We start from the raw sequence: 25,417 nt of genomic DNA, 5'->3' as shown, positions 1-25,417 counted from the left end.
CCCCCGCCCGGGGCTCCCCCCGCCCGGGGCTCCCCCCGCCCGGGGCTCCCCCCGCCCGGGGCTCCCTCCGTACGGCGCGGGACCCCCGGCGGCGCCACCACCAGGGGGCGGCGCCGCCCCCTGAGTAGGGTGACGTCATGGACCACGAAGGACACGGCGCGGACGCCGGCTGGGAGGAGCGGATCGCCGCCCTCTGGGAGGAGCTCGACGCGTACGGGCCCGAGGAGTTCCGGGACCGGATCGACCGGCTCGCCGCCGAACGGGGCGGGGACGACGCCGCCGCCCTCTTCGAGCGGGGCGCCGCGCACGACTCCACCGGGCTGCCGCAGGAGGCCGTCGCCTACTACCGCCGCGCCCTCGACCTCGGCCTGACCGGACTGCGCCGCCGCCGGGCCGTCATCCAGCTGGCCAGCAGCCTGCGCAACCTCGGCCGCCCGGACCGCAGCGTGGAACTCCTCACCGCCGAACGGGACCTGCCCGCCGACCGGCTCGACGCCGACGAGCGGGCCCTCGCGCCCGCCGTCGACGCCTTCCTCGCCCTCGCGCTCGCCGACACCGGCCGCGACCGGGAGGCAGCCTCGCTCGCCCTCGGCGCCCTCGCCCCGCTGCTGCCCCGCTACAACCGCTCCCTCGCGCACTACGCCCGCGCCCTCCTCACCGCCCCCGACGGCTCCTGACGGCCCCCGGCCGGCGTGATCGACCCGACTTCGCGGGTGGGCCGGTGGGCCTCCCGTCCCACTCGCTACGCTGAACGCAACGGCGACGGAAGGGCGGGCCAGACGTGGGGTGGCTGCGCAGAAGACCCAGGCGGGACGGCGAGGACGCGCCGCGCGACCCGGAGTTCGCGTACTTCTCCGAGCGCGAGGCCGCGCTCTTCCGGGCCACGGTCCGCGAGGCGTTCGCCGAACTCGGCCTGGAGGTCACCGTCTACGCCGCCTCCGTCGTGGACGACCAGCAGCGCCGCTTCGGCCTCGGCAACCTCGCCGCCGTCTGCCACCGCGACCGGCGCGGCATCCGCGTCTGGCCCGACCTGATCCGCCGTCACGTCTCCCTCGTGGTGCGGACCCTGGACGGCCCCTCGGCCCTCGACACGCTGCCGCCCGAACAGATCCGCGCCCAGCTCTACCCCCGGGTCGTCAACGGCGAGGGCATCGACCCCGACGCCTTCGGCTACGCCCGGACGGTCGCCCCCGGACTGTACGAGGTGCTGGCGCTCGACCTGCCGGAGAGCGTCATGATGCTCACCGACGACGCCCTCGACCGGCTCGGCGACCCCGCCCAGCTGCGGGCCCGCGCCCTGAAGAACCTGCGGGGCCTGCCCGTGGAGGAGCACGAGACCGTCCGGGACGCCGACGGCATGTCCTTCGAGGTCGTCCTCGGCGACTCCTTCTACACCGCCAGCCGGGTCCTCGACCTCGACGCCCTGGCCCAGCGGGTCACCGGCTTCCCGCTCGGCGAGCACGGCGCCCTGGTCGCCCTGCCCTTCCGGCACCAGATCGCCTTCCACCCCATCCGGGACACCTCCATCATCCCGGCGCTCGGCGCGATGGCCTCCTTCGCCGCCGCCGAGTACGAGGACACGCCGGGAGCCATCAGCCCGTACGTCTTCTGGTGGCGGGGCGGCACCCTCACCCAGCTCAGCGAGCACGACGAGGAGGGCGGCGAACTGCGGATCGTCGTCGGCGACGACTTCCAGGAGCTCCTGGAACGGCTGATCGCCCAGGGCCCCGGACCCCGCTGAACCGCCCCGCGCGGTCGCGGCGGCCCGGCCCTGCGGGCAGGATGCCGGTGAAGACCGTCACGCCGGTGAAGACCGCAGCGAAGGAGACCCCATGCCGAGCACCCCCGCCGCAGCCGCCGGCGACGACGCCCCCGCCCCCTTCACCGCCGACGACTACCGGGCGCGGATGGACCGGGCCGCCGCCTCCGCCGCCGACGCCGGACTCGCCGGGATCCTCGTCGCCCCCGGCCCCGACCTCGTCTACCTCACCGGCTACCAGCCCACCGCGATCACCGAGCGGCTCACCCTCCTCGTCCTCGCCCCCGGCCAGGACCCCGTCCTCGTCGTCCCCACCCTGGAGGCGCCCGACGCGGAGAAGGCCGTGGGCGCGCCCGCGCTGACCCTCCGCGACTGGACGGACGGCAAGGACCCGTACGCCGTCACCGCGCCCCTCCTCGACGCCGACGGCCGCTTCGGCATCAGCGACAACGCCTGGGCCATGCACCTCCTCGGCCTCCAGCAGGCCGTGCCGTCCACCTCGTACGCCTCCCTCACCGAGGCCCTGCCGATGCTGCGGGCCGTGAAGGACGCCCACGAGCTGTCCCGGATCGCCGCCGCGGGCGCCGCCGCCGACCGGGCGTACGGGGAGATCCTGAAGGTCCGCTTCGAGGGCCGCCGGGAGACCGAGGTGGCCGCCGACCTCGCCCGGCTGCTCCTCGAATTCGGCCACTCCCAGGTCGACTTCACCGTCGTCGGCTCCGGGCCCAACGGCGCCAACCCGCACCACGAGGCCGGCGAGCGGGTCATCGAGCGCGGCGACATGGTCGTCCTCGACTTCGGCGGCCTCAAGCACGGCTACGGCTCCGACACCACCCGCACCGTCCACGTCGGCCCGCCGACCGACGAGGAGCGCCGCGTCCACGACGTCGTCCGCGAGGCCCAGCAGGCCGGCTTCGAGGCGGTGAAGCCCGGCATCGCCTGCCAGGACGTGGACCGGGCGGCCCGCAAGGTCATCACGGACGCCGGGTACGGCGAGTACTTCATCCACCGCACCGGCCACGGCATCGGCGTCACCACCCACGAACCGCCCTACATGATCGAGGGCGAGGAGAAGCCCGTCGTGCCCGGCATGTGCTTCTCCGTCGAACCCGGCGTCTACCTCCCCGGCCGCTTCGGCGTCCGCATCGAGGACATCGTGACGATGACGGAGGACGGCACCGGCCACCGCTTCAACGGCACCCCGCACGAGATGGCCGTCGTCGAGTGACCCCCTCGGATCAAGGCCCCCGGGTCAGCCGTCCGCGAGGAGCACCGCGGACTCGCCGCCCAGGCGCAGCACCCCGTCCCGGCCGGGGGCCTCGGTGGGCTCCCAGGCGGCGAGGACCCGGTCCCGGCCGTTGGAGCCCAGCGGGATCACCGCGGGCTCCGCGCCCAGATTGACCGCCACCCGCAGGTCCCCGCGCCGGAAGACCAGCCAGCGGGCCTCCTCGTCGAAGGCCACCCGCACCCCGGCCAGGTCCGGGTCGGTCAGGTCCGGCAGGGTGCGGCGCAGGGCGATCAGCTCCCGGTGCCAGGCCAGGATCCGGCGGTGCGGGTCGCGCTCCCGCTCCGACCGGTCCAGGACCGAGCGGTCCCGGGTCGCCGGGTCCTGCGGGTCGGGCACCTCGTCCTCGTCCCAGCCGTGCGCCGCGAACTCCCGCCGCCTGCCCCGCCGCACGGCCTCCGCCAGCTCCGGGTCGGGGTGGTCGGTGAAGTACTGCCAGGGCGTCCGGGCCCCCCACTCCTCGCCCATGAAGAGCATCGGCACCGAGGGGCCGGTGAGGACGAGGGCCGCCGCGCAGGCCAGCAGACCGGGGGAGAGGGAGGCCGAGAGGCGGTCGCCCAGCGCGCGGTTGCCGATCTGGTCGTGGGTCTGGGCGTAGCCCAGGAAGCGGTGGGCGGGGGTGCGCTCCCGGTCGACCGGACGGCCGTGGTGGCGGCCCCGGAAGGACGACCAGGTGCCGTCGTGGAAGAAGACCCGGGTGAGGGTCTTGGCGAGCGCCGCCATCGGGGCGCGCGCGAAGTCCGCGTAGTAGCCCTGGGACTCACCGGTCAGGGCGGTGTGCAGGGCGTGGTGGAAGTCGTCGTTCCACTGGGCGTGCAGGCCGAGGCCGCCGAGCGCGCGCGGAGCGGTGGAACGAGGGTCGGCCAGGTCGGACTCGGCGATCAGGAAGTGCTGGCGGCCCTGCTCCTTCGCCAACTCGTCGACGGCGGCCGACAGTTCCTCCAGGAAGGTGAGGGCCCGGTCGTCGGCGAGCGCGTGGACGGCGTCGAGCCGCAGCCCGTCGATCCGGTAGTCCCGCAGCCAGGAGAGCGCGCTGCCCAGGAAGTACGCCCGCACCTCGTCCGAACCGGGCGCGTCCAGGTTCACCGCCGCGCCCCACGGCGTGTGGTGGGTGTCGGTGAAGTACGGCCCGAAACGGGGGAGGTGGTTCCCCGACGGGCCCAGGTGGTTGTGGACCACGTCGAGGACCACGCCCATGCCGAGGCCGTGGGCGGCGTCCGTGAACCGCTTCAGCGCCGCCGGACCGCCGTACGGCTCGTGCACCGCCCACGGCGCCACCCCGTCGTACCCCCAGCCGTGCGTCCCGGGGAACGGGCACAGCGGCATCAGCTCCACATGGGTGATGCCGAGCCCGGCGAGCTCCCCGAGCCGGGCGGTCGCCGCGTCGAGGGTGCCCTCCGGGGTGAAGGTGCCGACGTGGAGCTCGTAGAGGACCGCGCCGCGCAGCCGCAGCCGGGGCGGCTCGTGCCGCCAGACGTGGGCCTCGTGGTCCACGACGGCGCTGAGCCCGTCCGGCCCGTCCGGCAGCCTGCGGCTCCGCGGGTCGGGCAGCACCGGCCCGTCGTCGAGGCGGAAGCCGTACCGGTCGCCGTCGGCGGCCGGCACGGTACCGGTCCACCAGCCGTCCCTCAGGGGGTCCCGGTCCAGCGGGTGCCCGGTGCCGTTCAGTTCCAGCGTCACCCGGTCGCGGGCGTGCGGCGCCCACACCTCGAAGAGCACGGCGGATCCCCTCGCATGCGTCGGTACGATCGGCTACCTCGGTCCCATCCTGGCAGTCAGGACCGCGACGCGCCCGGCGCGTCCCACACCCGGTCCACCTGGCGCTGGAAGTTCACGTACCCGGCGCGGGCGAAGGCCGCCGCCATCGGGACGTTCCCCAGGTCGGTGGCGGCGCGGACGCGCGGCACCCCGGCCGCCGCGAGGATCCGGGTGCCCTCGGCGAGGATCTCGTCGACGTACCCCCGGCCCCGGTGGACGGGGAGCACGCCGAGGTAGGCGATGATCGGGTTGTAGGCGTTGCGCGCTGGGACCACGAAGCCGACCGGCTCGCCGGTGTCCGGCAGTTCCGCCACCCGCCACCACGCGCGCGGCGAGCGGTGGTGGGGGAACTCCTCGTCGTAGTGCCGCTCGGCGGCCTCCCTCGGCGTCAGCCCCCCGGCCAGGCCGGCCCGCCCGTGCGCGTCGAGCGTGCCCTCCATCACCGGCGTCATCAGCGCGAGCAGATCCTCGCGGTCCCGCACCGGCCGGAAGGCCAGCCGCCCGGTGGGCTCCGCCACCGGGGTGCCCGGCAGCCACTCCAGGCGCAGCCGCTCGACCAGCGGCCGGGCGCCCGTCTCGTCCAGCAGGGAGAAGAGCAGCTCGACCCGCTCGCGGGTCTCCGGGACCTCGCGCCAGTCGGCGGGCAGGTAGCGGGTGTACTCCGGGGGCACGGCGCCCGCCGGCACGACGGCGGCCAGGGCGTCGGCCAGCAGCCGCCGGCCCACCCCGGCGGCCTGCTCGGCGGGCAGCTCCGGATCGAGGTCGAAGAAGTCGAGGACGAGCGGCGCCTCCCCGCCCTCCCTGGTCCACCAGGCGATCCGGCCGAGCAGCCGGCCGTCGCGGACGGCCACCCACAGCCACTCCGGGCGGCGGCGGCCCGCGGCGAGGTCGTCGGCGAGTTCGTGGTCGAGCGTGTACGTGAGGCCGAGGAAGAGGTCCAGTTCCCCGGGCCCGGCGAGCGGGCGGACGACGAGGCCGTCGGTCATGCGGAAGGTCCCCCAAGGGGTCGTCGGTCGGAGCCCGCAGACCGTAACAGCCGTTCCGCCAGGTGGGCACCGGGTTTTGTGGCGGAGTCGGTACGCCCCGGCGACGGGGGACTCCTGGACAGCCCGGCCCGGACACCCGGACAATCGCGGGGTGACGACCCCTTACCCTTACGAGCCCCCGGCGCACTCCCCCCGGCTGACCGACGCCGACCGGGACCGCGCGCTGGGCCTGCTCAGGGAAGGCGCGGCGCAGGGCCGTCTCTCGCACGACACCTTCCTCTTCCGCATGGAACGGGCCCTGGCGGCCCGCCGCCCCGACGAACTCGCCCTCCTCACCGCCGACCTGCGCAGCGAGGGCACCTGGACCCGGCGGGTGGTGGGCGCGGTCGAGCGGATGTCGGCGTTCACCGCGCGCGTCGGCCGGGCCTGGCACGCCGAACGCCTGCCGAAGCTGCTGCTGCCGCAGCCGGGCCCGTACCCCCTCCGCATCGGCCGCGACCCGGCCAACGGCCTGCGCCTCACCCACGAGACCGCCTCCCGCCTGCACGCCGAGCTCTCCCTCCAGGACGGGCTGTGGATCCTCCGCGACCTCGGCTCCACCAACGGCACCACCGTCAACGGCCGCCGCGTCGTCGGCGCGGTCGTGGTGCGCGCCGGCGACGTCGTCGGCTTCGGCGAGACGACCTTCCGGCTCTCGGCGGACTGACCCCCTCCTCCGGGCGGACCCCGATCCCCCTCCTCCCGGCGGGCCGGCCCCCTCGCGGGACGGGTCCGCCGAGGTCAGCGCGGCCCTCTCTCACCCGTTCGGCCGTACGGGGCGGGCGGTGCGGGGCCACCGGTGATGAGGTGGGGGGACGCGCGTCGCCTCCCGGTGGCCGTGGCAGGGCCGTACCGGTCGGACGACAGGGGGCGTGATGCGTGACGAGCCGGATCGCCGGGCGGGGCGCGGCGCGGGGGACGACCCCTGGCGGCGGCTGCCCGCCATGACGCCCGCGGGGCGGACCACCGCGCCGGGACGGGTGCGGGCCGTCGCCGACCCGGCCGCCGGGAGCGACGTCCCGCCCGGCGGGCGGACGGTCGCCCCCAGCCCGCTGGACCCCGGCGCCGCCCTCGACCCGCACCCCGTGCACCGCAGGCTGCGCGAGGACTTCCCGCTCACCTACGACCCGCTGCTGCGCGCCTGGGTGCTCAGCCGGTACGCGGACGTGGCGACCGCCCTCACCGACCCCCGCTTCAGCCACGGGCACCGGCCCGGCGACCCGGCGTGCGCCCGCACCCACACCGAGGTGGACCCGGCCGAGCTGCGGGCCGTCGTGGCGCGCACCGCGTACGTCCTGGCCCGCCGGATCGCCGGCCGTCCGCAGGCCGACCTGGTGGCCGACTTCTGCCACTGGCTGCCCGCCGGGACCGTCGCCGCCGCCGTCGGCGTGCCCTACCGGGACATGATGCGGCTGGTCAGGGGCCGGGCCGCGACCGCGCTCGCGGGGGAGTGCGGCGGCCAGATCGCCGTACGGGAGAAGGCGCTGGCCTCCTTCCTCGGCAACGTCCTCGCCGACCCCGACCAGGTCGCCGCCCTGCGCGACGCCCCGTCGGGCCTGGTGGCCCGCGCGTGGGCGGAGTCGCTGCGCCGCGACCCGCCGGTGCAGATCGCCGTCCGCCGCACCCGGGAGGACGTGCGGGTCAGCGGCGGGATCCTGCCGGGCGGCTCCTCCGTCGCGCTGCTGATCGGGGCGGCCGGACGGGACCCGGAGCGGTTCCGCGAACCGGACCGCTTCGACCCGCTGCGCGACGACCCGGGCCAGCTCACCTACGGCGAGGGCTTCTGCCCGGCGGTGCTCCTGGCCGGCCTGGAGGCGGAGTACGCGCTGCGGGCCCTCTTCGGGGCGATGCCCCGGCTGCGGCTGGCCGACGGCTTCCGCCCGGCGCCCGCCGGACTCATCACCCGGGCCCCCCGCACCCTCGTCGTCCGGCCGAACGGCTGATTCCCGACCCCTCCGCCCCCGCTGCTAGGGTGACGTGCGCTCGTCAAACGAGCCCTTCTGATGAACCACTTCCAACGGGGAACACAACAAGTGAAGATTCGTCATGCCCGCGCGATCGCCGTCTTCGGCATCGCCGTCCTCGCCCTCACCGGTGCCCGCGGTTCGCACGGCGGCAGCTGCTCCGGATCGAGCTCCGGCTCCAGTTCCAGCTCGGGCGGCAGCACCCACCACAGCGACGACGACAACTCCTCCGGCTCCTCCGTCTCCGGCGGCGGCAGCAGCGGCAACGCCGCCGTCCGCGACGTGACCATCGACAAGTGCGCCTACGACGCGGCGACCAAGAGCCTCACCGCCCGCATCACGGTCAAGAACGACGGCGCGCTCGACTACGACTACTCCGTCACCATGAAGTTCACCGGCACCGCAGCCACCGCCGTCCCGGCGACCGCCGTGAAGACCGGCATCGCGGTCGCCGCCGGCGCCTCCGCGAGCGCCGAGCTGAGCACCCCCTACCCGGGCACCGGCGACGGCTCCGAGTACACCGAGTGCGAGGTCACGCGCGCCGGCCGGCTCTGACGCGCGCGGGCCGGCTCACGCGTACCGGCCGGATCCGACGCGCACCGGCGGGCCCGGCGGCCCGCCGGTGCGCGCGGCCTCCGCGCCCCGGCCCTCAGCGCCGCCGCTGGTAGGCGTCGCTGTGGGTCGGCGGCCCGTTGTGCACCGCGCGGGAGTGGTACGACACCCGGTCCTGGGCGGCCTGGAGACGCGCCTGCTCCTCGATGCGCAGGCCCTCGAAGCTCTCGGTGCGGTTCCGCCTCCGGTCCCGCCGCCACAGCACCACCGCCATCAGCGCGACCAGGCCCCCCAGACCGCCGAACAGCACCAGCAGGAACATCGCCCCCCCTTCCGCCGGACGGACTTCCGTCGCCCGCCCGCCCGCCCATCCGTCCGCCCAGTATGGGGTCAGCCGTCGAGCCGTGCGAGGAGGGCGACCGGCCGGTCCGCCAGCAGCTCCGCCAGTTTGAGCTCGCTCGCCGCCCCTCCGGTGAACTCCCGCACCCCGTCGAGGACATCGGCCCAGCGGCCCTCCGGCAGCACCAGCTCGGTGTCCCGCCAGCCGCCCGCCTCCGCGAGCCGCAGCGACAGCCGGGTCACCACCGTGACCACCTCCCCGCCGCGCGCGAAGGCGAGACAGTGCGCGGCGGCCGGGCCCCCGGCGGCCAGCGGGACGTACGAGGAGCCGGGGCCGAAGGCCGCCGGACGCTCGCGCCGCAGCCGCAGCGCGGCCCGCACCAGCGCCGTCCTGTCGTCGTCCGGACCGGGCTCGTACGGCGCCCGGTTGTCCGGGTCGACCAGCGCCCGGTACTCCCGCTCGGTGTGCTGGTACAGCTCCGGGACGCCCGGCATCGTCAGCTGCGCCAGGACCGCGCCGTCCGCGTGCGCCCGGACGTGCGGCTCCAGCGTGAAGGCGGCCCCGGACGCCGACCGCAACGGCACCCGGCCGGGACCGGCCGCGGCGAACTCGGCCACCGCCCGCTCGTACGCCGGGTCCTGTTCGGTCCACGAGGTCCGCAGCCCCTCCTCCCGCACGGCCTTGAGCACCGCGGGCCCGATCCGCTCCGGGTCCGGCGTCCCGAAGCCGAAGGCGGTCTGCCAGGCCGTCCAGGCCAGGTGCGGGTCCGGCGCCGGAACGGCGGCCGACGCCTCGGCCAGCAGCTCCGTCCACGCCGCCGGGCGCTGGGCGAGGACCGCGATCGCCGCCCGCACGTCGGCGCTGCGCTTGGTGTCGTGGGTGGTGAGGACCGTGCCCGTGGCCGGCCAGTCGCGGGCCAGCCGGGCGCAGGCCGCGTGGAACTCCCCCACGCCGACGGCGGGTTTCCCCGGATCGCCGCCGACCTCGTTGGCCGAGAGCAGCGGGGCGTACCGGTAGAAGGCGGTGTCCTCGGTGGACTTGGCGCGCAGCGCCGAGGAGGTCTGCGCGAACCGCGCCCGGAACGCCCGGTGTTCGGGGGAGTCGCCGGACGTCTCCAGGACCAGCCCCCGGACGGCGTCCACGGCGGCCGCCTCCTCCGGCACCGCGAAGGCGGCCCGCGCGCCCCGGGCGGCCTCCGGGGTGAGGACCCGTGCGGCGTCGGTCCGGTAGGGCCGGTAGACCGGCACGCGGACGAGGAGTTCCTCGATCGCCGTCCGCAGCGCCCAGGGCGCGTGGTCCCGGAGCGCGGGATCGGCGGCGCAGAGCCGCACCGCCGCCCGGGTCAGGACCGCCGTCTCGGCCGCCAGGTCGTGCCGCACCACCTCGTACGCGGCGCGCCGGGCGGTCTGCTCCCACTCCCCGCCCCGGTCCGCTGCCCGTCCGGTGAACTCCCGGTAGGCGTCCGCGAGTTCGGCGGCGCCCTCGGGGTCGGTGAGGACGCCGTCGACCAGCCGCAGGGCGTCGTAGCCGGTGGTGCCGGCCACCGGCCAGGACTCCGGCAGGGTCTCGTCCCCGGTGAGGATCTTCTCGACCACCGTCCAGCAGCGGCCGCCGGTCTCCGCCGCGAGCCGCTCCAGATAGCCCTGCGGGTCGGCGAGTCCGTCCGGGTGGTCGATCCGCAGCCCCTCGACGACCCCGTCGGCGACCAGCTCCAGGACCTTCGCGTGGGTCGCCCGGAAGACCTCCGGGTCCTCCACCCGCACCCCGATGAGGTCCGAGACGGTGAAGAAGCGGCGGTAGCCGAGCTCGGTGCGGGCGAGCCGCCACCAGCCGAGCCGGTACCACTGGGCGTCCAGGAGCGCGTCGAGCGGCAGGTGCTCGGTCCCCGGCCGGAGGGGGAACTCCTGCCCGTCCAGGCGGAGCACCCCGTCCTCGACCCGCAGCCGGTCCCACACCTCGGAGAGCCGTGCGGGCAGCACCGGCAGCAGGATCCGGCCGTCCCCGGCCGACCGGTCGACGTCGAACCAGCGGGCGTACGGCGACTCCGGGCCGTCCCGCAGCACCTCCCGCAGCGCGTGGTTGTGGCGCGGCGAGGCCGCCATGTGGTTCGGCACCAGGTCCACCACCAGGCCGAGGCCGTGCGCGCGGGCGGTCGCGGCGAGCGCCCGCAGCCCCGCCTCGCCGCCCAGCTCCGCCCGCACGGACCGGTGGTCGGTGACGTCGTACCCGTGGAGGGAACCCGGCACCGCCTCCAGGACGGGGGAGAGGTGCAGGTGCGAGACCCCGAGCCCGGCGAGGTGCGGCACGACCCGCTCGGCGGCGGCGAAGGGGAAGGCGGGCTGGAGCTGGAGCCGGTAGGTGGCGGTGGGGACGACGGCGGGGGAGTACGGGGGAGGGGCGGCGGCGGGGGACGCGGACGGAGCGGGAGAGGGCGCGGCCGAGGGGGCGGCGGCGGGGGACGCGGAGGGCATGACGGCGGAGGAGGCGGGGGGAAGGACCGGGTTGGACGTCATGCGAACGTACGTACCCCGTACGGGAGCTTCCGTGTCATCCGCCGATGCACCCGTTCGGGTGGCTCGCGTTACTTTCGGCCGATGCTCCGGACGTACCGCGACACCCTCGCCCCGCTCGGCCCCGCCCTCCCGGTCCTCTCCTTCCTCGGCCGGCTGCCGACCGCGATGTGCCAGCTCGGCAGCGTGCTCCTGGTCGCGGAGACCAGCGGCTCCCTGGCCACCGCCGGGCTCGCCGGAGGGGCGCTGGCCGCCGGACAGACCGTCGCGGGCCCCCTCCTGGGCCGGCTCGCCGACCGGCGCGGCCAGCGCGGCCCCGTCCTCGCCGCCTCCCTCGCCAACGCCGTGGCCGTCGCCGCCCTGGTCCTCGCCGCCGTCGCCCACGCCCCCACCGGGCTCCTGGTGCCCCTCGCGCTGCTCGCCGGGGCGACCGTCCCGCAGATCGGGCCGCTCGCCCGGACCCGCTCGGTGGCCCTCGCCCGCAGGGCCGGCGCCGACGACCGGACGGTCGGCGCGGTCCTCTCCTTCGAGGGCACCCTCGACGAGGTGTCCTTCGTCCTCGGCCCGGCCCTCGTCGGCCTCGCCGCCGCCCTCGCCCACCCGGGCGCCGCCCTGCTCGGCGCGTCCCTGCTGCTCGCCCTCTGCGGCACCGCCTTCGCGCTCCACCCGACCGCCCGCGCCCTCGCCCCGGCGGCCCCGGGGCCGGACGCGCCCGCCACCCGCACGGGTGCCGCCGAACGGACGCGGCTGCCCGGCTCCGCCTACGCCCTCCGGGCGACGATGGTCCTCCAGGGCGCCATGTTCGGCGCCTCCCAGGCCGGCATCACCGCCCTCACCGCGGGCCTCGGCGCCCCCGCCCAGGCCGGGCTCGTCTACGCGGCGATGGGCGTGATGAGCGCCGCCGTCGGCCTCTCGCTCGCCGCCCTGCCCGCCCGGATCGGCCTCACCCTCCGCTGGCGGACCGCGACCGCCGGACTGGTCCTGCTCTCCCTGCCGCTCCTCGCGGTCGACAGCCTCACCGGGCTCTACGCGGTAGTGACCGTCCTCGGCGCCGCCTACGCCCCGCACCTCATCACCGTCTTCGCGCTGACCGAGCGGGCCGTCCCCGCCGGCCGGCTCGCCGAGTCCATGGCCTTCCTCACCAGCGGGATCGTCGGCGGCCAGGCACTCGCCCTGGCGCTGTCCGGCCGGCTCGCCGAACGGCACGGCGCCCCCGCCGCCTTCGCGGTGGCGGTGGGGGCGGCCGTCGCCTGCGCGGCGCTCTCCTGGACCGTACGGACCGGGCGGACCGGGCGGACCGGGGAGCCGCGCGGGGCGCTCACGCCGGACGGCGCAGCACGGTCAGGCTCAGCGGCGCGAGGGTGACCCGCTCGCCGGCCCCGATCTCCGGCCCCTCCCCGGGCGGCATGCCCTCCGGGTCGGAGGTGTCGACCACCGTGCGCCAGCACCGCCCGTGACTGTCCGGCACGGCGAACTCCAGCTCCTGCGAAGAGGCGTTGAACATCAGCAGGAAGGAGTCGTCGGTGATCCGCTCGCCCTGCCGCCCCGGTTCGGAGATCGCGTTGCCGTTGAGGAAGACGGTCAGCGCCCGGGCGTGCGCGGCCTGCCAGTCCCGCGAGGTCATCTCCTCGCCCTCGGGGGTGAACCAGGCGATGTCGGTGAGCTCGTCGTGGGTGCCCTCCACCGGGCGGCCGTGGAAGAAGCGCCGCCGCCGGAAGACCGGATGGTCCCGGCGCAGCCGCACCATCGCCCGGGTGAAGCGCAGCAGCACCGCCTCGGTCTCGTCGCCCTCCTTCGGCCAGCGCACCCAGGACACCTCGCCGTCCTGGCAGTAGGCGTTGTTGTTGCCGCCCTGGGTGCGGCCGAACTCGTCGCCGTGGCTGAGCATCGGCACGCCCTGGGAGAGCATCAGCGTGGCGAGGAAGTTGCGCATCTGGCGGTTGCGCAGCTCGTTGATCCCGACGTCGTCGGTCTCGCCCTCCGCCCCGCAGTTCCAGGAGCGGTTGAAGCTCTCGCCGTCCCTGTTCCCCTCCCCGTTGGCCTCGTTGTGCTTCTCGTCGTAGGAGACGAGGTCGCGCAGGGTGAAACCGTCGTGGCAGGTGACGAAGTTGACCGAGGCGAGCGGCCGGCGGCCGTCGTCCTGGTACAGGTCGGAGGAGCCGGTGAGCCGGGAGGCGAACTCGGCGAGCGTGCGCGGCTCCCCGCGCCACAGGTCCCGCACGCAGTCCCGGTACTTGCCGTTCCACTCGGTCCACAGCGGCGGGAAGTTGCCCACCTGGTAGCCGCCCTCGCCGACGTCCCACGGCTCGGCGATCAGCTTCACCTGGCTCACCACCGGGTCCTGCTGCACCAGGTCGAAGAAGGACGACAGCCGGTCCACCTCGTGGAACTGCCGGGCCAGGGTGGCCGCCAGGTCGAAGCGGAAGCCGTCCACGTGCATCTCGGTCACCCAGTACCGCAGACTGTCCATGATCATCTGGAGTACGTGCGGGGACCGCATCAGCAGCGAGTTCCCGGTGCCGGTGGTGTCCGTGTAGTAGCGGGGGTCGTCGCCGAGCCGGTAGTACGAGGGGTTGTCCAGGCCCCGGAAGGAGAGCGTCGGGCCCAAGTGGTTGCCCTCGGCCGTGTGGTTGTAGACGACGTCGAGGATGACCTCGATCCCGGCCTGGTGCAGCGCCCGCACCGCCGACTTGAACTCCAGGACCTGCTGGCCCCGGTCGCCCCAGGAGGCGTAGGCGTTGTGCGGGGCGAAGAAGCCGATCGTGTTGTAGCCCCAGTAGTTCGACAGGCCCGCGTCGGCCAGCCGGTGGTCGTTCACGAACTGGTGAACGGGCATCAGTTCCAGTGCGGTGACGCCGAGTTCCTTCAGGTGCCCGATCACCGAGGGGTGCGCGAGCCCCGCGTAGGTGCCGCGCAGCTCCTCCGGGAGGTCCGGGTGGAGCATCGTCAGGCCCTTCACGTGGGCCTCGTAGATCACCGTGTGGTGGTACTCGGTGCGCGGCCTGCGGTCGTCGCCCCAGTCGAAGTACGGGTTCACCACCACCGAGGTCATCGTGTGCGGACCCGAGTCGAGGTCGTTGCGGGCGTCGGGCCGTCCGAAGGGGTACCCGTACACCGCCTCGCCCCACGCGACCGCCCCCGACACCGCCCGTGCGTACGGGTCGAGGAGGAGCTTCGCCGGATTGCAGCGCAGCCCGCGCTCCGGCGCGTACGGCCCGTGCACCCGGAAGCCGTACCGCTGCCCGGGCATCACGCCGGGCAGGTACGCGTGCCGGACGAAGGCGTCCGTCTCGCGCAGTTCGACGGAATTCTCCGTCCCGTCGTCGTCGATGAGACACAATTCGATGCGGTGCGCCGCCTCCGAGAAGACCGCGAAGTTGGTGCCCGCTCCGTCATAGGTGGCGCCCAAGGGGTACGCCCGTCCCGGCCAGACCTGCATGCGTACGAATATTCCTCTTCTGTCCGGGTTCATGCGTGCTCTTCGGCCAGATCCTGCCCGAAAGATGCGCAACCTCCCGGGAACGCGCCCCGTCCTACTGGGTGACCGCAGGCCAAGCGGGGGATAGAGGGGGAAATGTGTACGAAATAGTACGACGCCACTTGGGGAAGGTGGTGGCAGGCGCGGCCATGGCGGTGACGGGAACCGCCGCCGCGGTCGCGATCACCCTGCCGGGCGCCGCCGGAGCGGAGGACCTGCCCTCCGCCGCCGCCGGAACCCCGGGTGCCGCGTCCACCGCCGCCGGAGCCCCCGGCGCCGCGACCGGGACCGGCGCCCAGGGCGCGGCCGGAGCGGACGGCGCGGCCGGTGCCGACGGCAGGGGCGCACCGCCCGCCCCGCCCGCCACCGTCGTCCCCGCCGCCGCCGAGGGCGACCGCGGCACCGGCACCGACCCGCTCACCGACGCCGAACTCGCCCGCGCCCGCGACCTCGCGCTCGCCCCCGGCGACACCGCCGCCCGGCAGGACGTCGACGGCGACCGGGGCCGCCCGCAGCACCTCGGCACCGAACTCGCCGACCCGGTCCCCGGCCAGGAGGGCAGGCGCCGCGCCCAGGTCCGCCTCTACGACTACGCGCGCGACGAACTCGTCACCCGGACCGTCGACCTGGCCACCGGAAAGGTCGAGACCACCGGCGTCCGGCGCGGGGTGCAGCCCTCCGCCCACCCCGAGGAGCTGCGCGCCGCCATGGAGCTCATCCTCGCGAGCCCCCTCGGCAAGGGCGTGAAGGAGGACTACCGGGACGCCACCGGCACCGAACTGAAGGGCGTCGACCAGCTCTGGTTCAACGGCGACGTCTACCGCACCTACCGGGAGAAGAACGTGCCGGAGGCGCTCTCCCGCTGCGGAGAGCACCGCTGCGTCCGGCTCGTCGCCAAGGTCCGCAACGGCGCCTGGATCGACACCCGGAACCTGATCGTCGACCTCTCCGCGAGGAACGTCGTCCGCGTCGGCTGACCACCGCCGCCCGCCGTTCCCCGCCCGCCCCCGCCCCGCGGGGGCCCCGACACGTCAAGGAGCACACCCGCATGACCGACCGGCACCACCGGCGAACCCGGGGGACCCTCGCCGCACTCGCGGCCACCGCCCTCCTGGGCACGGCCACCGCCGCCGCGACGCCCGCCTCCGGCACGCCCGCCCTCCCGAACCCGCCCAGCCCCCGGCCCACCGCGAGCCACCCGCCCGTCACCGCCGTCTGCTCGGCCGCGTACCGCATCACCAAGAAGCTCGACGGCGGCGCCACCTGGAACATGTGCTGGCGCTACAGCACCGACGCCGGCCTGATCCTCGACCACGTCACCTACCAGCCGCCCGGCGGCGCCCCCGTCCGCGTCCTCTCCAGCGCCCGCCTCGCCCAGATCCACGTCCCGTACGACGACGGCGGCGCCGAGTACGACGACCTCACCGGCGCCGGCTTCGGCTGGGGCCTCCAGGACCTCAAGGCCGCCGAATGCCCCGGCGGCACCCTCACCACCGTCAAGGTGCCCGAGGTCGGCCAGGTCAAGGGCCTGTGCACCACCACCAGGGCCCGCGGCCACGCCTACCGCATGGCCGCCGACTCCGGCACCGGCGTCCACCAGGCCCAGGCCAAGGACCTGCTCGTCTACACCGTCAACAAGGTCGGCTGGTACGAGTACATCTCCGAGTGGCGCTTCTCCGCCGACGGCACCGTCGGCGCCAACGTGGGCGCCACCGGCAGCCTCTCGCCCGTCGACTACAACGCCACCGACGGCCGCGGCTGGCCCATCGGCAAGGGCGCCCGGGGCTACGCCACCAGCCACGCCCACAACGTCTTCTGGAAGCTCGACTTCGGCCTCGACGGCGGCAAGGACCGCATCGAGCAGTACGACTCCACCGTCACTCCGCCCACCGGCGACGGCAGCCCCACCGTGACGACCCGGCGCACCGCCGTCACCAAGGAACTCGCCGGCGACGCCAAGAACATGCGCTGGTGGCGGGTGGTCAGCGGCACCGGCAAGAACGCCGACGGCCACGCCCGCAGCTACGAGATCGTCCCCGGCCACACCGACACCCACGCCGGCCGCGGCTTCACCAAGCACGACGTCTACTTCACCCAGGCCCGCGGCTGCGAGCAGTACGCCAGCAACAACATCGGCAACTGCGCCCCCAACGCCGGTGACAGCGTGGACAAATGGGTCAACGGGGAGACTCTGACCAAACCGACCGTGTGGGTCAACATCGGGTTCCACCACATCGCCCGGGACGAGGACCAGCAGCCCATGCCCGTCCACTGGCAGGGCTTCCAGCTCGCCCCCCGCGACGTAACCGCCATGAACCCGCTCACTCCGGCCGATCTCGCCTCGCAGAACGGCCAGCCGTCGCTGGAGCCCTGAGCAAGGAGGCGGCCGATCCTGCTGCACCGCCTCCCGCTCGCGGAGTACCCTTCCTTGATCTTGTCGGAAGAATTCGGGACGGGCGTCCAGAGCAGAAGGCGGTGCGCGGGTGAGCTCGGGAGGTCGTGAGCTGCCCCCAGGGGACGCGGGTCACGAGGGGGGACCGGCCGACCCCGGGGAGGCGCCGCCCACGGTGATCCTCCCCTCCGGGACGGCCGCGCCCCCCGGCGCGGTCACCGTGGCCCGGCCGGTGGAGATCGGCGCCGAGCTCGACTGGGGCGCCGAGGCGTGGAGCGAGGTCCGCACCCGCGCCCAGCGCGCCGGCCGCGCCTACATCTGGCTCAACCTCGTGGAACAGCGGATGCGGGCCGTCGTCGCCGCCGTCCTGCGCCCCGTCTACGAGCCCGTCCACGGCGACGAGTGGGTCGTCGCCGCGGCGGGTCCCGCCGGACAGGAATGGGTCCGCCGCGCCGTCGCCGTCCGCGAGGTCTCCCGCCGCAAGGGCTACCTCCTCGACCCCGCCGACGACAACGTCCTCTCCTTCCTCACGCTGCCCCAGCTCCGCGAGCTGATGGTCCAGCACTGGCCCTGCTTCGAGCCCTACTTCGACGACCGGCGCGAGGTCGAACTCGCCCTCGACGAGCTGGAGGTGACGCGCAACGTCGTCTCCCGCAACCGGGCCCTCTCGCCCACCGTCCTCGCCCAGGCCGAACGGGCCTCCGCCCGGATCCTGGAGATCCTCGGCAGCGGCGCCGGACTCCCCTCCGCCGACCGGCTCCCCGTCGACGCCGTCGAGGATCTCGTGGGCGACCGGTACGCCGACGTCGTCTCCGTCCACCCCGACCGCGTCCGGCTCCAGCGCCAGCTGCCCGCCGAGGACCTCTTCGGCGGCGCCCGCCGCCTCGACGCCACCGGCATAGGCCTGAACCTGCTCGTGCAGAACTTCTCCGGCCGCCGCATGGTCCACCTCGCCGAGTCCGGCTGCCGGATACGCCTCCTCTTCCTCAACCCGGCGAGCAGCGCCGTCAAGCGCCGCGAGCGGGAGCTCGGCATCAAGAAGGGCGAGCTGAGCCGCTCGGTCGAGATGAACATCCTCCACATGCGGCGGGTCCGCGCCAGGCTCCGCGACCCCGACGCCTTCCAGATCCACGTCTTCGACGAGACCCCCCGCTTCACCGCCTACCTGGTCGACGGCGACGGCCCGGACGGCGTCGGCGTCGTCCAGTCCTACCTCCGCAAGGCCCGCGGCATGGAGGCCCCCGTCCTGGTGCTGCGCGGCGGCGGCCGGGCCGTCGTCCGGCAGGGACAGCGCGACCCCCACGGCGAGCACGGACTTTTCGAGACGTATCGTGAGGAATTCGAGTCGGTCTGGCTCGATTCCCGACCCGTCTCCTGATCCCGTTGTCAGTGGCCCGTGCGAGGGTGGTGAACACCACGGGGGAGATCACGTAAGGAGGACCCGATGGCCTGGCACGGGGAACCACTGGTCGGCTTCGACCTGGAGACCACCGGCACCGACCCGCAGGAAGCGCGCATCGTGACGGCCTCGGTCGTCGGCTTCCACGCCGGACGGGTCGTCCGGCAGCGCGACTGGCTCGCCGACCCCGGCGTCCCCATCCCCGAGCCCGCGACCGCCATCCACGGCATCAGCAGCGAGCGGGCCGCCGCCGAGGGCCGCCCGGCCCCCGAGGTCGCCGACGAGGTCGCCGAGACGCTGACGGGGTACTGGCGCCAGGGCGTCCCGGTCGTCGCGTACAACGCCTCCTTCGACCTCACCCTCCTCGCCGCCGAGCTCCGCCGCCACGGGCTGCCCTCCCTGGAGGAGCGGCTCGGCTCCGCCGGCATCGGCCCCGTCGTCGACCCGTACACGATCGACCGGGCCGTCGACCGCTACCGGCGCGGCAAGCGGACCCTGGAGGCCGTCTGCGGCGAGTACGGCGTCGTCCTCGAAGCCGCGCACCAGGCGTCCGCCGACGCCCTCGCCGCCGTCCGGGTCGCCGTCGCGATAGCCGAGCGGCACCCGAAGGTCGCCGCGCTCGACCCCGCCGAACTGCACCGGCGGCAGATCGGCTGGTACCGCGCCTGGGCCGAGAACTTCCAGGAGTTCCTGCGGAAGAAGGGCGACCCCGACGCCTTCGTCGACCCCGTGTGGCCGCTGCGCGGCGCACCGGAGACCGCCGCCCCCTGACCGGAGGCGGAGGCCGGTGGCCCCGGGCGCTCACGCGCCGGGACGGCTCAGGCGTGCTCCTTGAAGAAGGACAGCAGCAGGTCGTCGACGGCCTCCGGGCGGTCCAGCTGGAGCCAGTGCCCCGCCCCCTCGACCCGCTCGTACCGCCAGGGGCCCCGCGCCCGCTCGCCCGTCCGCTCCATCGAGCGCTCGGTGAGGAAGCGGTCCCCGGTCGACCAGACGCCCAGCACCGGCACCGCGGGCAGCGACGGCACCGGCAGGTCCGTGCCGAACTGGACCTCCGGCGGGAGCCCCGCGCGGTAGATGTTCAGCGCCGCCGTCAGCGCCCCGGGCGCCCGCAGCGGCTCGATCACGGACTCCGCGTCCGGATGCTCGGCCAGCATCTCGCGCAGCTGCGCGAAGTCGTCCCGCGCCAGCCAGTCCTCCGCGAGACCCGCGAACTGGAACAGCAGCATGTACCAGGACAGCTGCTTCTGCTCCCAGCCCGCGTCCCGGACCGCCCCGATGTGCCCCACCGACAGCAGGGACAGGCTCCGCACCCGGTCCGGCACCACCGACGCCAGCCCCTGGGCGATCCCCGACCCCCAGTCGTGGCCGACCAGGTGGAAGCGGTCCACGTCCAGCCGGGCCAGCAGCTCCAGCAGGTCGCCGACGTGCTTCGCCGGGTGGTACGCCTCCGGGCCGCCCTCCGGCCGGTCCGAGGCGCCGAAGCCGCGCAGCGTCGGCGCCACCGTCCGGAAGCCGGCCGCGTTCAGCGCCCGCACCTGGTGACGCCAGAGCGTGTGGTCGTCGGGGAAGCCGTGGAGCAGCAGGACCACCGGTCCCTCGCCGCTCGCCTCGACCTCCAGCGACACCTCGGACAGCTGTACGCGCATCACAACACCCCGTTCCCGTCGGCCGGTTCGACGGGGATCATGATGGCAGGCCGGTCAGAACGGATACCAGCGGACCTCGGGGTCGCCGTCCCGCAGCGACGCCACCCGCCGCTCGAACTCGGCCAGCGCCTTCGGGTTGTGCGGCGCGTGCTGGGCCACCCAGGCGCAGCTCGCGGTCTCCCGCGCCCCGCGCAACACCGCGCAGCCCTCCCACTCCCGCACGTCCCAGCCGTACGCCCGGGTGAAGGCGTCGTAGGCCGCCGGGTCCAGGCCGTAACGGTCCCGGGAGAGCGCCAGGACCACCAGGTCGTGCTCGCGCAGGTCCGAGGAGAAGGTCTCCAGGTCCATCAGGACCGGGCCGTCCGGGCCCACCTGGACGTTGCGCGGCAGGGCGTCGCCGTGGATCGGGCCCGGCGGCAGGTGCGGGACGAGCGCGGCGGCCGCCGGGGCGAAGGCGTCCCGCCGCTCCCGCAGGAAGGCCGCGTCCGCCGGGTCGATCGCGTCCCCCGCCAGCCGCAGCCAGCGCTCCACGCCGCCGAGCAGCTCGCGCCGGGGCAGCGCCAGGTCCGCGGGCTCCGGCAGGGCGTGCACGGCCCGCAGCAGCGGCGCCAGGTCGCGCGGCTCGGCCGGCCGGACGGCCTCGGGCAGCGGGTGCCAGAAGGTCAGCGGATGGCCCTCGACGAGCCGCGGCTCCTTCTCCGCCGCCCGCACCGCCGGCACCCCGGCCTCCGCGAGCCAGCCGGCCAGCGCCACCTCCCGCCCGGCCCGCTCGAACAGTTCGGCCGACCGGCCCACCTTGACCACCAGGCCGTCCACGGCGAAGACCGCGTTCTCGCCCAGTGCGAGCAGCCGCGCCCCGCCGGCCGGCAGTCCCGCCGCGGCCAGGATCTCCCGCGCCCTCGCCTCGTCCATCACTCTCTCCCTACCCGGTGGTACGTGTGCGCGAGCAGTGTCCCACCCCTGGCCGCACCCCCCGTCATTACGAAACCTTGTTTGATAAGTCACAGATGGGTGAAGGCCCTTCCGTTCCCGCCCGTCGATCGGGAAGGGTGCGAGCAGGTCACCGCGCCGCCCCCCACGAGGCGCGGTGACCCTAAGGTGGCCGCATGACGACGACGTACGCGCTCCTCCTCCGCGGCATCAACGTGAGCGGCCACCGCAAGCTCCCCATGGCCGAGTTGCGCGACCTGCTCGAAGGACTCGGCCACGGCGGCGTCCGGACCTACCTCCAGAGCGGCAACGCCGTCTTCACCACCGGCTCGGACGCCGCCGGGGACGCGCTCGCGGCCGGCATCGGCGAGGCGATCGAGGAACGCTTCGGCTTCGCCTGCGACTGCCTCGTCCGCGACCACGCCTACCTCGCGGCCGTCGCCGAGGCGTGCCCCTTCCCCGCGGACGAGCTGGAGGGGAAGCAGCTGCACGCCGTGTACTACTCCGAACCGGTCACCGCCGACCGCTTCGCCGCCGTCGACGCCGGGGCCTTCGCGCCCGAGGATTTCGCCCTCGGCGACCGGGTGGTGTACCTCCACACGCCGGACGGCCTCGGCCGCTCCAAGCTCGCCGAGGCCGTCCTGCGGCCGTCCCTCAACAAGGGCGTGGTGAACACCGCCCGCAACTGGAACACGGTCCGCAAACTGGTGGAGATGACCGCGGCCTGAGCCCGGAGCCGCGCCCTAACCCGCCGCGACCAGGGCCCGTCCGGCACGGGCCGCCGCCTCGTACCGCTCCACGAGCAGCCGGGCCAGCTCGGGAGAGGGGCCGAGGACGTCCGCGAGGACGTCGGCCTCCGCCGCACCGGCCGCGACGCGGTCCGGGAGGCGGCCCGGGGCGATCACGTACGGGGCGACCGCCACCCGGCGGACGCCGGGCTCGGCGCGCAGCGCCCGTACGGCCTCTTCCGTCCGGGGGAGGGATGCGGAGGCGAACGCGGGTCGCACGGAGCACCAACCGGTGTCCCGCAGCTCCCGCGCCGTTTCTGCGATCGCCGCGATCGCCTCCGGGTCGGTGGAGCCCGCCGAGGCCAGGACGACCCCGGTGGTGCTCTTGTCGCCGGGCGTGAGCCCGGCCTCGTACAGGCGCCGTTCCACCGTCGCCAGCAGCAGCGGGGACGGGCCCAGGACCTCCGCCCGGCGGACCCGCAGGGAGGCGGGGGCCCGGCGCAGGACGGCGGGGACGTCGGCCTTCGCGTGGAAGGCCCGGGTCAGCAGCAGCGGCAGCGCCACCACGTCCCGCACGCCCTCCCCGGCGAGCCGGTCCAGGACCCCCGCCGGCGAGGGCAGGTTGAAGTCCAGGAACGCGGTCTCGATCCGAAGCCCCGGCCGCAGCGCGCCGGCCCGGCTCACCAGCGCCCGGACGGTCGCCGCGTGCCGCGGGTCACGGCTGCCGTGGGCGACGACGAGGAGGACGGAACGGTTCATGTGCGGGCCGACCTCACTTCGCCAGCAGGCCGCGGCTGCGGAGCACCCAGCGCTCCAGCGGGCTGAAGATCAGCAGGTCGATCGCGATGCCGACGACCAGGATCAGCAGGATCGCCAGGAAGACGCCGGGCAGGTCGATGTTGTTGCGGCCGTTCTCCAGGAGCTGGCCCAGGCCCAGGCCCAGGTCGGGGGAGGAGGCGATGATCTCCGCCGCCATCAGCGAACGCCAGGAGAACGCCCAGCCCTGCTTCAGGCCCGCCAGGTAGCCCGGCAGCGCGGCCGGGAGCACCACGTGCCAGGTGCCCCTGAGGCCGGTGGCGCCCAGGGTGCGGCCGGCCCGCAGGAAGAGCGGCGGCACCTGGTCGACGCCGGAGACCAGGCCGTTGGCGATCGACGGCACGGCGCCCAGCAGGATCACCGTGTACATCATGGCGTCGTTCAGGCCGAACCAGAGCACGGCCGGCGGCACCCACGCCACCGAGGGAAGCGACTGGAGACCCGACAGGATCGGCCCGATCGCGGCGCGCACGAACTTCACCCGGGCCACGAGGAGGCCCAGCGGGGTGCCGATGGCCAGCGCGAGGAGGAAGCCGGAAAGGCCCCGGGACACGCTGGTCCAGATGACCTCCAGGAGGGTGCCCTGGAGCCACATGTCGGCCAGGCCGTCCCACACCGTGGACGGCGCGGGCAGCTTTGTCTCGTCGGTGATCCTCGCCGAGACGAGGACCTGCCAGACGACGAGGACGAGGGCGACGGCGAGGGCGGGCGGGAGGACCTTCTTGAGGAGGACCTCGCGGACCGGGGTGCGGCGGACCTCGACCGCGTCCAGCGCGTCGAGTCCGGCCTCCAGACCGGCGAGGTCGTCCTTCTTGACCGCCGCGGCGGTGTCAGTGCTGGCCATGGCGGCGGATCTCCCCACGCAGGTGTTCAGTGATCTCGACGGACAGCTCGGCCACGTCCGCGTCCTCGATGCGGCGCGGCTGGGGGATGTCCACGGTCCACTCCTTCGCGACCCGGCCGGGCCGGGAGGAGAGCAGGACCACGCGCTGGGCGAGCCGGACGGCCTCGCGCACGTTGTGGGTGACGAAGAGGACGGAGAGCCTCGTCTCCTCCCAGACCCGGGTGAGCTCGCCGTGCAGCACGTCGCGGGTGATGGCGTCGAGCGCCGCGAAGGGCTCGTCCATCAGCAGCAGCCGGCTGTCCTGGGCGAGCGCCCGGGCGAGCGCCACGCGCTGGCGCATGCCGCCGGACAGCTCGTGCACCCGCTTGCCGTACGCCCCGCCGAGACGGACGAGTTCGAGCAGCCGCTCGGCCTCCGTCCGGCGCTCGGCGCGCGGCACTCCGCGCAGCCGCAGGGCGAGTTCGATGTTCTTGCCCGCGGTCAGCCACGGGAAGAGGGCGTGCTCCTGGAACATCAGGGCCGGCCGGCCGCCCGGGGTCTCGATGGACCCCTGGGTCGGCCGGTCCAGTCCCGCGACCAGGTTCAGCAGCGTGGACTTGCCACACCCCGAGGCCCCCAGGATGGTGACGAACTCGCCGGGCGCGACGTCGAGACTGACGTCGTCCAGGACGAGCTGGGCACCGGCCGGGCCGGAGAAGGACTTCGAGACGTGCTCGATCCGGGCGGCGTGCGTCTGCTCCGCTACGGTGCCCTCGGCAGCCTTGGCGAGCGTCGTGGCCATGGTCGTCACCTCCTGGGGATGGGCTGTTACTTGACGCCGAGACCGGCGTCGGAGACCTCGGGCTGACCGGCTTCCTTCAGCACCTTGTTGAGGAGCTTCAGGTCGTAGATGCCGGCCAGGTCGGGCTGGTCGATCAGCTTCGCCTTGACCGCCCACTCCGACTGGGTCTTCAGCGTCGCGGCCAGCGGATCGTTGGTGATCGCGATGCTCGGCCACGCCGGGTCGATGACCTTGGCGGCCAGCGCCTTGCCGGACTCCGCCTCCAGCGCGGCGTTGGCGGACGCCTTGGCCTTGTCCGGGTTGGCGTTGATCCACGCGTTGGTCTTCACGGTGCCCCGCAGCACGGCCTCGACCACGTCGGGGTGCTCCGAGAGGAACTTCTGCGACACGATGATGTTCGTGATCACGAACTTCTTGTCGGGCCACAGGGACGTCTCGTCGAGGAGCACGGACGCGCCCTGGGAGACCAGCTTGGAGGCGGTCGGCTCGGGCACCCAGGCGCCGTCGATGGAGCCCGACTTGTAGGCGTCCGGGGTGACCTTGTTGTCCGTGCGGACGACGGAGACGTCACCCTTGCCGGACTCCGGGTCGACCGACCAGCCCTTCTCGGCGATCCAGTTGAGCAGCGCGACGTCCTGGGTGTTCCCCTTCTGGGGGGTGGCGATCCGCTTGCCCTTGACGTCGTCCAGGGTCTTGATCTTGTCCGGGTTCACGACCAGCTTCACGCCGCCGGAGGCGGAGCCGGAGATGATCCGCAGGTTCTTGCCCTTGGACTTGACGTACGCGTTGATGGAGGGCGAGGGGCCGATGAAGCCGATGTCGAGAGAGCCGCCGTTGAGCGCCTCGATCTCGGACGGGCCGGCGTTGAAGGTCTGGGGCTTGAGGACCGTGCCGCCCAGTTCCTTCTGGATGAGGCCGTCCTTGACGCCGATCAGCGCGGTGGCGTGCGTCAGGTTGGGGAAGTAGCCGATCCGGACCTCGGGGGCGGAGAGCTTCTTCGCGTCGGCCGCGACGGGGGCCTTCTCCGCGGCGTCGTCCTTCTTCGCCTCGGCACCGTAGCCGCAGGAGGCGAGCGCGCCGATCAGGACGGGCAGGGCGGCGGCGGCGACCAGGCTGCGGCGCAGGGTGGTGCGGGTGGTGGCAGGCACGGAGGTGTTCCCTCGTTTCAGGGTCTTCGAAGTCTGTGTTTGTGTCGTTCGGAGTGGAGCGG

General features: G+C 74.5%; 23 protein-coding genes. 12 read left to right on the top strand and 11 right to left on the bottom strand.

What is annotated here, in order from left to right:
- Positions 1-137 precede the first annotated feature (137 nt).
- The 3 genes from IE326_RS02365 (at position 138) to IE326_RS02355 (ending at position 2,987) form a co-directional block, all read left to right on the top strand.
- Entirely contained in the window at positions 138-677 is a 540-nt protein-coding gene (locus IE326_RS02365) for a tetratricopeptide repeat protein (RefSeq protein WP_150235762.1), read from the top strand.
- Positions 678-781: 104 nt separating this feature from the next.
- Entirely contained in the window at positions 782-1,741 is a 960-nt protein-coding gene (locus IE326_RS02360) for a DUF1444 domain-containing protein (protein ID WP_150235760.1), read from the top strand.
- Positions 1,742-1,832: 91 nt separating this feature from the next.
- A complete protein-coding gene (locus IE326_RS02355) occupies positions 1,833-2,987 on the top strand; it encodes an aminopeptidase P family protein (protein WP_190040685.1) in 1,155 nt (384 codons plus the stop codon).
- A gap of 24 nt (positions 2,988-3,011) precedes the next feature.
- Here IE326_RS02355 and treZ read toward each other — a convergent pair whose 3' ends face one another.
- Together treZ and IE326_RS02345 are read right to left on the bottom strand one after the other, a co-directional pair.
- Positions 3,012-4,763, bottom strand: coding sequence for a malto-oligosyltrehalose trehalohydrolase (gene treZ, locus IE326_RS02350; RefSeq protein WP_150235756.1), 1,752 nt, complete (start codon positions 4,761-4,763; stop codon positions 3,012-3,014).
- A gap of 56 nt (positions 4,764-4,819) precedes the next feature.
- A complete protein-coding gene (locus IE326_RS02345) occupies positions 4,820-5,788 on the bottom strand; it encodes a GNAT family N-acetyltransferase (RefSeq protein WP_190040684.1) in 969 nt (322 codons plus the stop codon).
- Positions 5,789-5,939: 151 nt separating this feature from the next.
- Here IE326_RS02345 and IE326_RS02340 point away from each other — a divergent pair, with 151 nt between their 5' ends.
- The 3 genes from IE326_RS02340 (at position 5,940) to IE326_RS02330 (ending at position 8,346) form a co-directional block, all read left to right on the top strand.
- Positions 5,940-6,494, top strand: a complete 555-nt coding sequence (locus IE326_RS02340; protein ID WP_150235753.1) for an FHA domain-containing protein — start codon at positions 5,940-5,942, stop codon at positions 6,492-6,494.
- A 208-nt stretch (positions 6,495-6,702) separates the two neighbouring features.
- Complete coding sequence (locus IE326_RS02335; protein WP_150235751.1) at positions 6,703-7,770, top strand: cytochrome P450; 1,068 nt, start codon at positions 6,703-6,705, stop codon at positions 7,768-7,770.
- A gap of 90 nt (positions 7,771-7,860) precedes the next feature.
- Positions 7,861-8,346: a hypothetical protein gene (locus IE326_RS02330; RefSeq protein ID WP_150235750.1), complete on the top strand. Its 486-nt coding sequence runs from the start codon at positions 7,861-7,863 to the stop codon at positions 8,344-8,346.
- A gap of 94 nt (positions 8,347-8,440) precedes the next feature.
- Here the strand turns inward: IE326_RS02330 and IE326_RS02325 are convergent, their stop codons facing one another.
- Together IE326_RS02325 and treY are read right to left on the bottom strand one after the other, a co-directional pair.
- A complete protein-coding gene (locus IE326_RS02325) occupies positions 8,441-8,665 on the bottom strand; it encodes a hypothetical protein (protein ID WP_150235747.1) in 225 nt (74 codons plus the stop codon).
- A gap of 68 nt (positions 8,666-8,733) precedes the next feature.
- Entirely contained in the window at positions 8,734-11,196 is a 2,463-nt protein-coding gene (treY, locus tag IE326_RS02320; protein ID WP_229915175.1) for a malto-oligosyltrehalose synthase, read from the bottom strand.
- Between the two features lie 81 nt (positions 11,197-11,277).
- Here treY and IE326_RS02315 point away from each other — a divergent pair, with 81 nt between their 5' ends.
- On the top strand, positions 11,278-12,558 hold the full coding sequence (locus IE326_RS02315) for an MFS transporter (protein ID WP_190040683.1): 1,281 nt from the start codon (positions 11,278-11,280) through the stop codon (positions 12,556-12,558).
- Here IE326_RS02315 and glgX read toward each other — a convergent pair.
- On the bottom strand, positions 12,512-14,632 hold the full coding sequence (gene glgX / locus IE326_RS02310) for a glycogen debranching protein GlgX (protein WP_150235744.1): 2,121 nt from the start codon (positions 14,630-14,632) through the stop codon (positions 12,512-12,514). The genes IE326_RS02315 and glgX overlap by 47 nt on opposite strands.
- Positions 14,633-14,820: 188 nt before the next feature.
- Between glgX and IE326_RS02305 the strand changes: the two genes are divergently transcribed.
- The 4 genes from IE326_RS02305 (at position 14,821) to IE326_RS02290 (ending at position 19,233) form a co-directional block, all read left to right on the top strand.
- Positions 14,821-15,648 carry a Tat pathway signal sequence domain protein gene (locus IE326_RS02305; protein WP_229915174.1) on the top strand — a complete coding sequence of 276 codons (828 nt, stop codon included), beginning with the start codon at positions 14,821-14,823 and terminating at the stop codon, positions 15,646-15,648.
- A gap of 71 nt (positions 15,649-15,719) precedes the next feature.
- Positions 15,720-17,045, top strand: coding sequence for a copper amine oxidase (locus IE326_RS02300; protein ID WP_150235741.1), 1,326 nt, complete (start codon positions 15,720-15,722; stop codon positions 17,043-17,045).
- 109 nt (positions 17,046-17,154) lie between these two features.
- Complete coding sequence (locus tag IE326_RS02295) at positions 17,155-18,441, top strand: DUF5919 domain-containing protein (RefSeq protein WP_150235739.1); 1,287 nt, start codon at positions 17,155-17,157, stop codon at positions 18,439-18,441.
- A gap of 66 nt (positions 18,442-18,507) precedes the next feature.
- On the top strand, positions 18,508-19,233 hold the full coding sequence (locus IE326_RS02290; protein WP_150235737.1) for a 3'-5' exonuclease: 726 nt from the start codon (positions 18,508-18,510) through the stop codon (positions 19,231-19,233).
- A gap of 47 nt (positions 19,234-19,280) precedes the next feature.
- On the opposite strand, the gene IE326_RS02285 is transcribed toward IE326_RS02290, so the two are convergent.
- Together IE326_RS02285 and IE326_RS02280 are read right to left on the bottom strand one after the other, a co-directional pair.
- A complete protein-coding gene (locus IE326_RS02285) occupies positions 19,281-20,108 on the bottom strand; it encodes an alpha/beta fold hydrolase (RefSeq protein ID WP_150235735.1) in 828 nt (275 codons plus the stop codon).
- 54 nt (positions 20,109-20,162) lie between these two features.
- Positions 20,163-21,020, bottom strand: a complete 858-nt coding sequence (locus IE326_RS02280; protein ID WP_150235732.1) for a phosphotransferase — start codon at positions 21,018-21,020, stop codon at positions 20,163-20,165.
- Positions 21,021-21,214: 194 nt separating this feature from the next.
- On the opposite strand from IE326_RS02280, the gene IE326_RS02275 reads away from it, so the two are divergent.
- Positions 21,215-21,766, top strand: a complete 552-nt coding sequence (locus IE326_RS02275) for a DUF1697 domain-containing protein (RefSeq protein ID WP_150235729.1) — start codon at positions 21,215-21,217, stop codon at positions 21,764-21,766.
- A gap of 15 nt (positions 21,767-21,781) precedes the next feature.
- On the opposite strand, the gene IE326_RS02270 is transcribed toward IE326_RS02275, so the two are convergent.
- The 4 genes from IE326_RS02270 to IE326_RS02255 are packed head-to-tail and all read right to left on the bottom strand — an operon-like array spanning position 21,782 to position 25,355.
- Positions 21,782-22,525: a sirohydrochlorin chelatase gene (locus tag IE326_RS02270; protein WP_190040681.1), complete on the bottom strand. Its 744-nt coding sequence runs from the start codon at positions 22,523-22,525 to the stop codon at positions 21,782-21,784.
- Positions 22,526-22,538: 13 nt separating this feature from the next.
- A complete protein-coding gene (locus IE326_RS02265; RefSeq protein ID WP_190040680.1) occupies positions 22,539-23,426 on the bottom strand; it encodes an ABC transporter permease in 888 nt (295 codons plus the stop codon).
- On the bottom strand, positions 23,413-24,207 hold the full coding sequence (locus tag IE326_RS02260) for an ABC transporter ATP-binding protein (RefSeq protein ID WP_150235723.1): 795 nt from the start codon (positions 24,205-24,207) through the stop codon (positions 23,413-23,415). Before IE326_RS02260 ends, IE326_RS02265 begins: the two co-directional genes overlap by 14 nt.
- Before the next feature lie 26 nt (positions 24,208-24,233).
- Positions 24,234-25,355, bottom strand: a complete 1,122-nt coding sequence (locus IE326_RS02255) for an aliphatic sulfonate ABC transporter substrate-binding protein (RefSeq protein ID WP_190040679.1) — start codon at positions 25,353-25,355, stop codon at positions 24,234-24,236.
- Positions 25,356-25,417: the final 62 nt, after the last annotated feature.

Origin of the sequence: Streptomyces filamentosus (genome assembly GCF_014654895.1) — a bacterium.
In the GTDB taxonomy this organism is placed as follows: Bacteria; Actinomycetota; Actinomycetes; order Streptomycetales; family Streptomycetaceae; genus Streptomyces; species Streptomyces filamentosus.
This window is presented reverse-complemented; position numbering and strand designations above follow the sequence as displayed.

Bases quoted from the DNA above. Each gene is read 5' to 3' on its own strand.
- IE326_RS02365 (WP_150235762.1), top strand. From the start codon at position 138: ATGGACCACGAAGGACACGGCGCGGACGCCGGCTGGGAGGAGCGGATC.
- IE326_RS02355 (WP_190040685.1), top strand. From the start codon at position 1,833: ATGCCGAGCACCCCCGCCGCAGCCGCCGGCGACGACGCCCCCGCCCCC.
- IE326_RS02345 (WP_190040684.1), bottom strand. From the start codon at position 5,788: ATGACCGACGGCCTCGTCGTCCGCCCGCTCGCCGGGCCCGGGGAACTG.
- IE326_RS02335 (WP_150235751.1), top strand. From the start codon at position 6,703: ATGCGTGACGAGCCGGATCGCCGGGCGGGGCGCGGCGCGGGGGACGAC.
- IE326_RS02325 (WP_150235747.1), bottom strand. From the start codon at position 8,665: ATGTTCCTGCTGGTGCTGTTCGGCGGTCTGGGGGGCCTGGTCGCGCTG.
- treY (WP_229915175.1), bottom strand. From the start codon at position 11,196: ATGACGTCCAACCCGGTCCTTCCCCCCGCCTCCTCCGCCGTCATGCCC.
- IE326_RS02315 (WP_190040683.1), top strand. From the start codon at position 11,278: ATGCTCCGGACGTACCGCGACACCCTCGCCCCGCTCGGCCCCGCCCTC.
- glgX (WP_150235744.1), bottom strand. From the start codon at position 14,632: ATGCAGGTCTGGCCGGGACGGGCGTACCCCTTGGGCGCCACCTATGAC.
- IE326_RS02305 (WP_229915174.1), top strand. From the start codon at position 14,821: ATGGCGGTGACGGGAACCGCCGCCGCGGTCGCGATCACCCTGCCGGGC.
- IE326_RS02300 (WP_150235741.1), top strand. From the start codon at position 15,720: ATGACCGACCGGCACCACCGGCGAACCCGGGGGACCCTCGCCGCACTC.
- IE326_RS02290 (WP_150235737.1), top strand. From the start codon at position 18,508: ATGGCCTGGCACGGGGAACCACTGGTCGGCTTCGACCTGGAGACCACC.
- IE326_RS02285 (WP_150235735.1), bottom strand. From the start codon at position 20,108: ATGCGCGTACAGCTGTCCGAGGTGTCGCTGGAGGTCGAGGCGAGCGGC.
- IE326_RS02280 (WP_150235732.1), bottom strand. From the start codon at position 21,020: ATGGACGAGGCGAGGGCGCGGGAGATCCTGGCCGCGGCGGGACTGCCG.
- IE326_RS02275 (WP_150235729.1), top strand. From the start codon at position 21,215: ATGACGACGACGTACGCGCTCCTCCTCCGCGGCATCAACGTGAGCGGC.
- IE326_RS02270 (WP_190040681.1), bottom strand. From the start codon at position 22,525: ATGAACCGTTCCGTCCTCCTCGTCGTCGCCCACGGCAGCCGTGACCCG.
- IE326_RS02265 (WP_190040680.1), bottom strand. From the start codon at position 23,426: ATGGCCAGCACTGACACCGCCGCGGCGGTCAAGAAGGACGACCTCGCC.
- IE326_RS02260 (WP_150235723.1), bottom strand. From the start codon at position 24,207: ATGGCCACGACGCTCGCCAAGGCTGCCGAGGGCACCGTAGCGGAGCAG.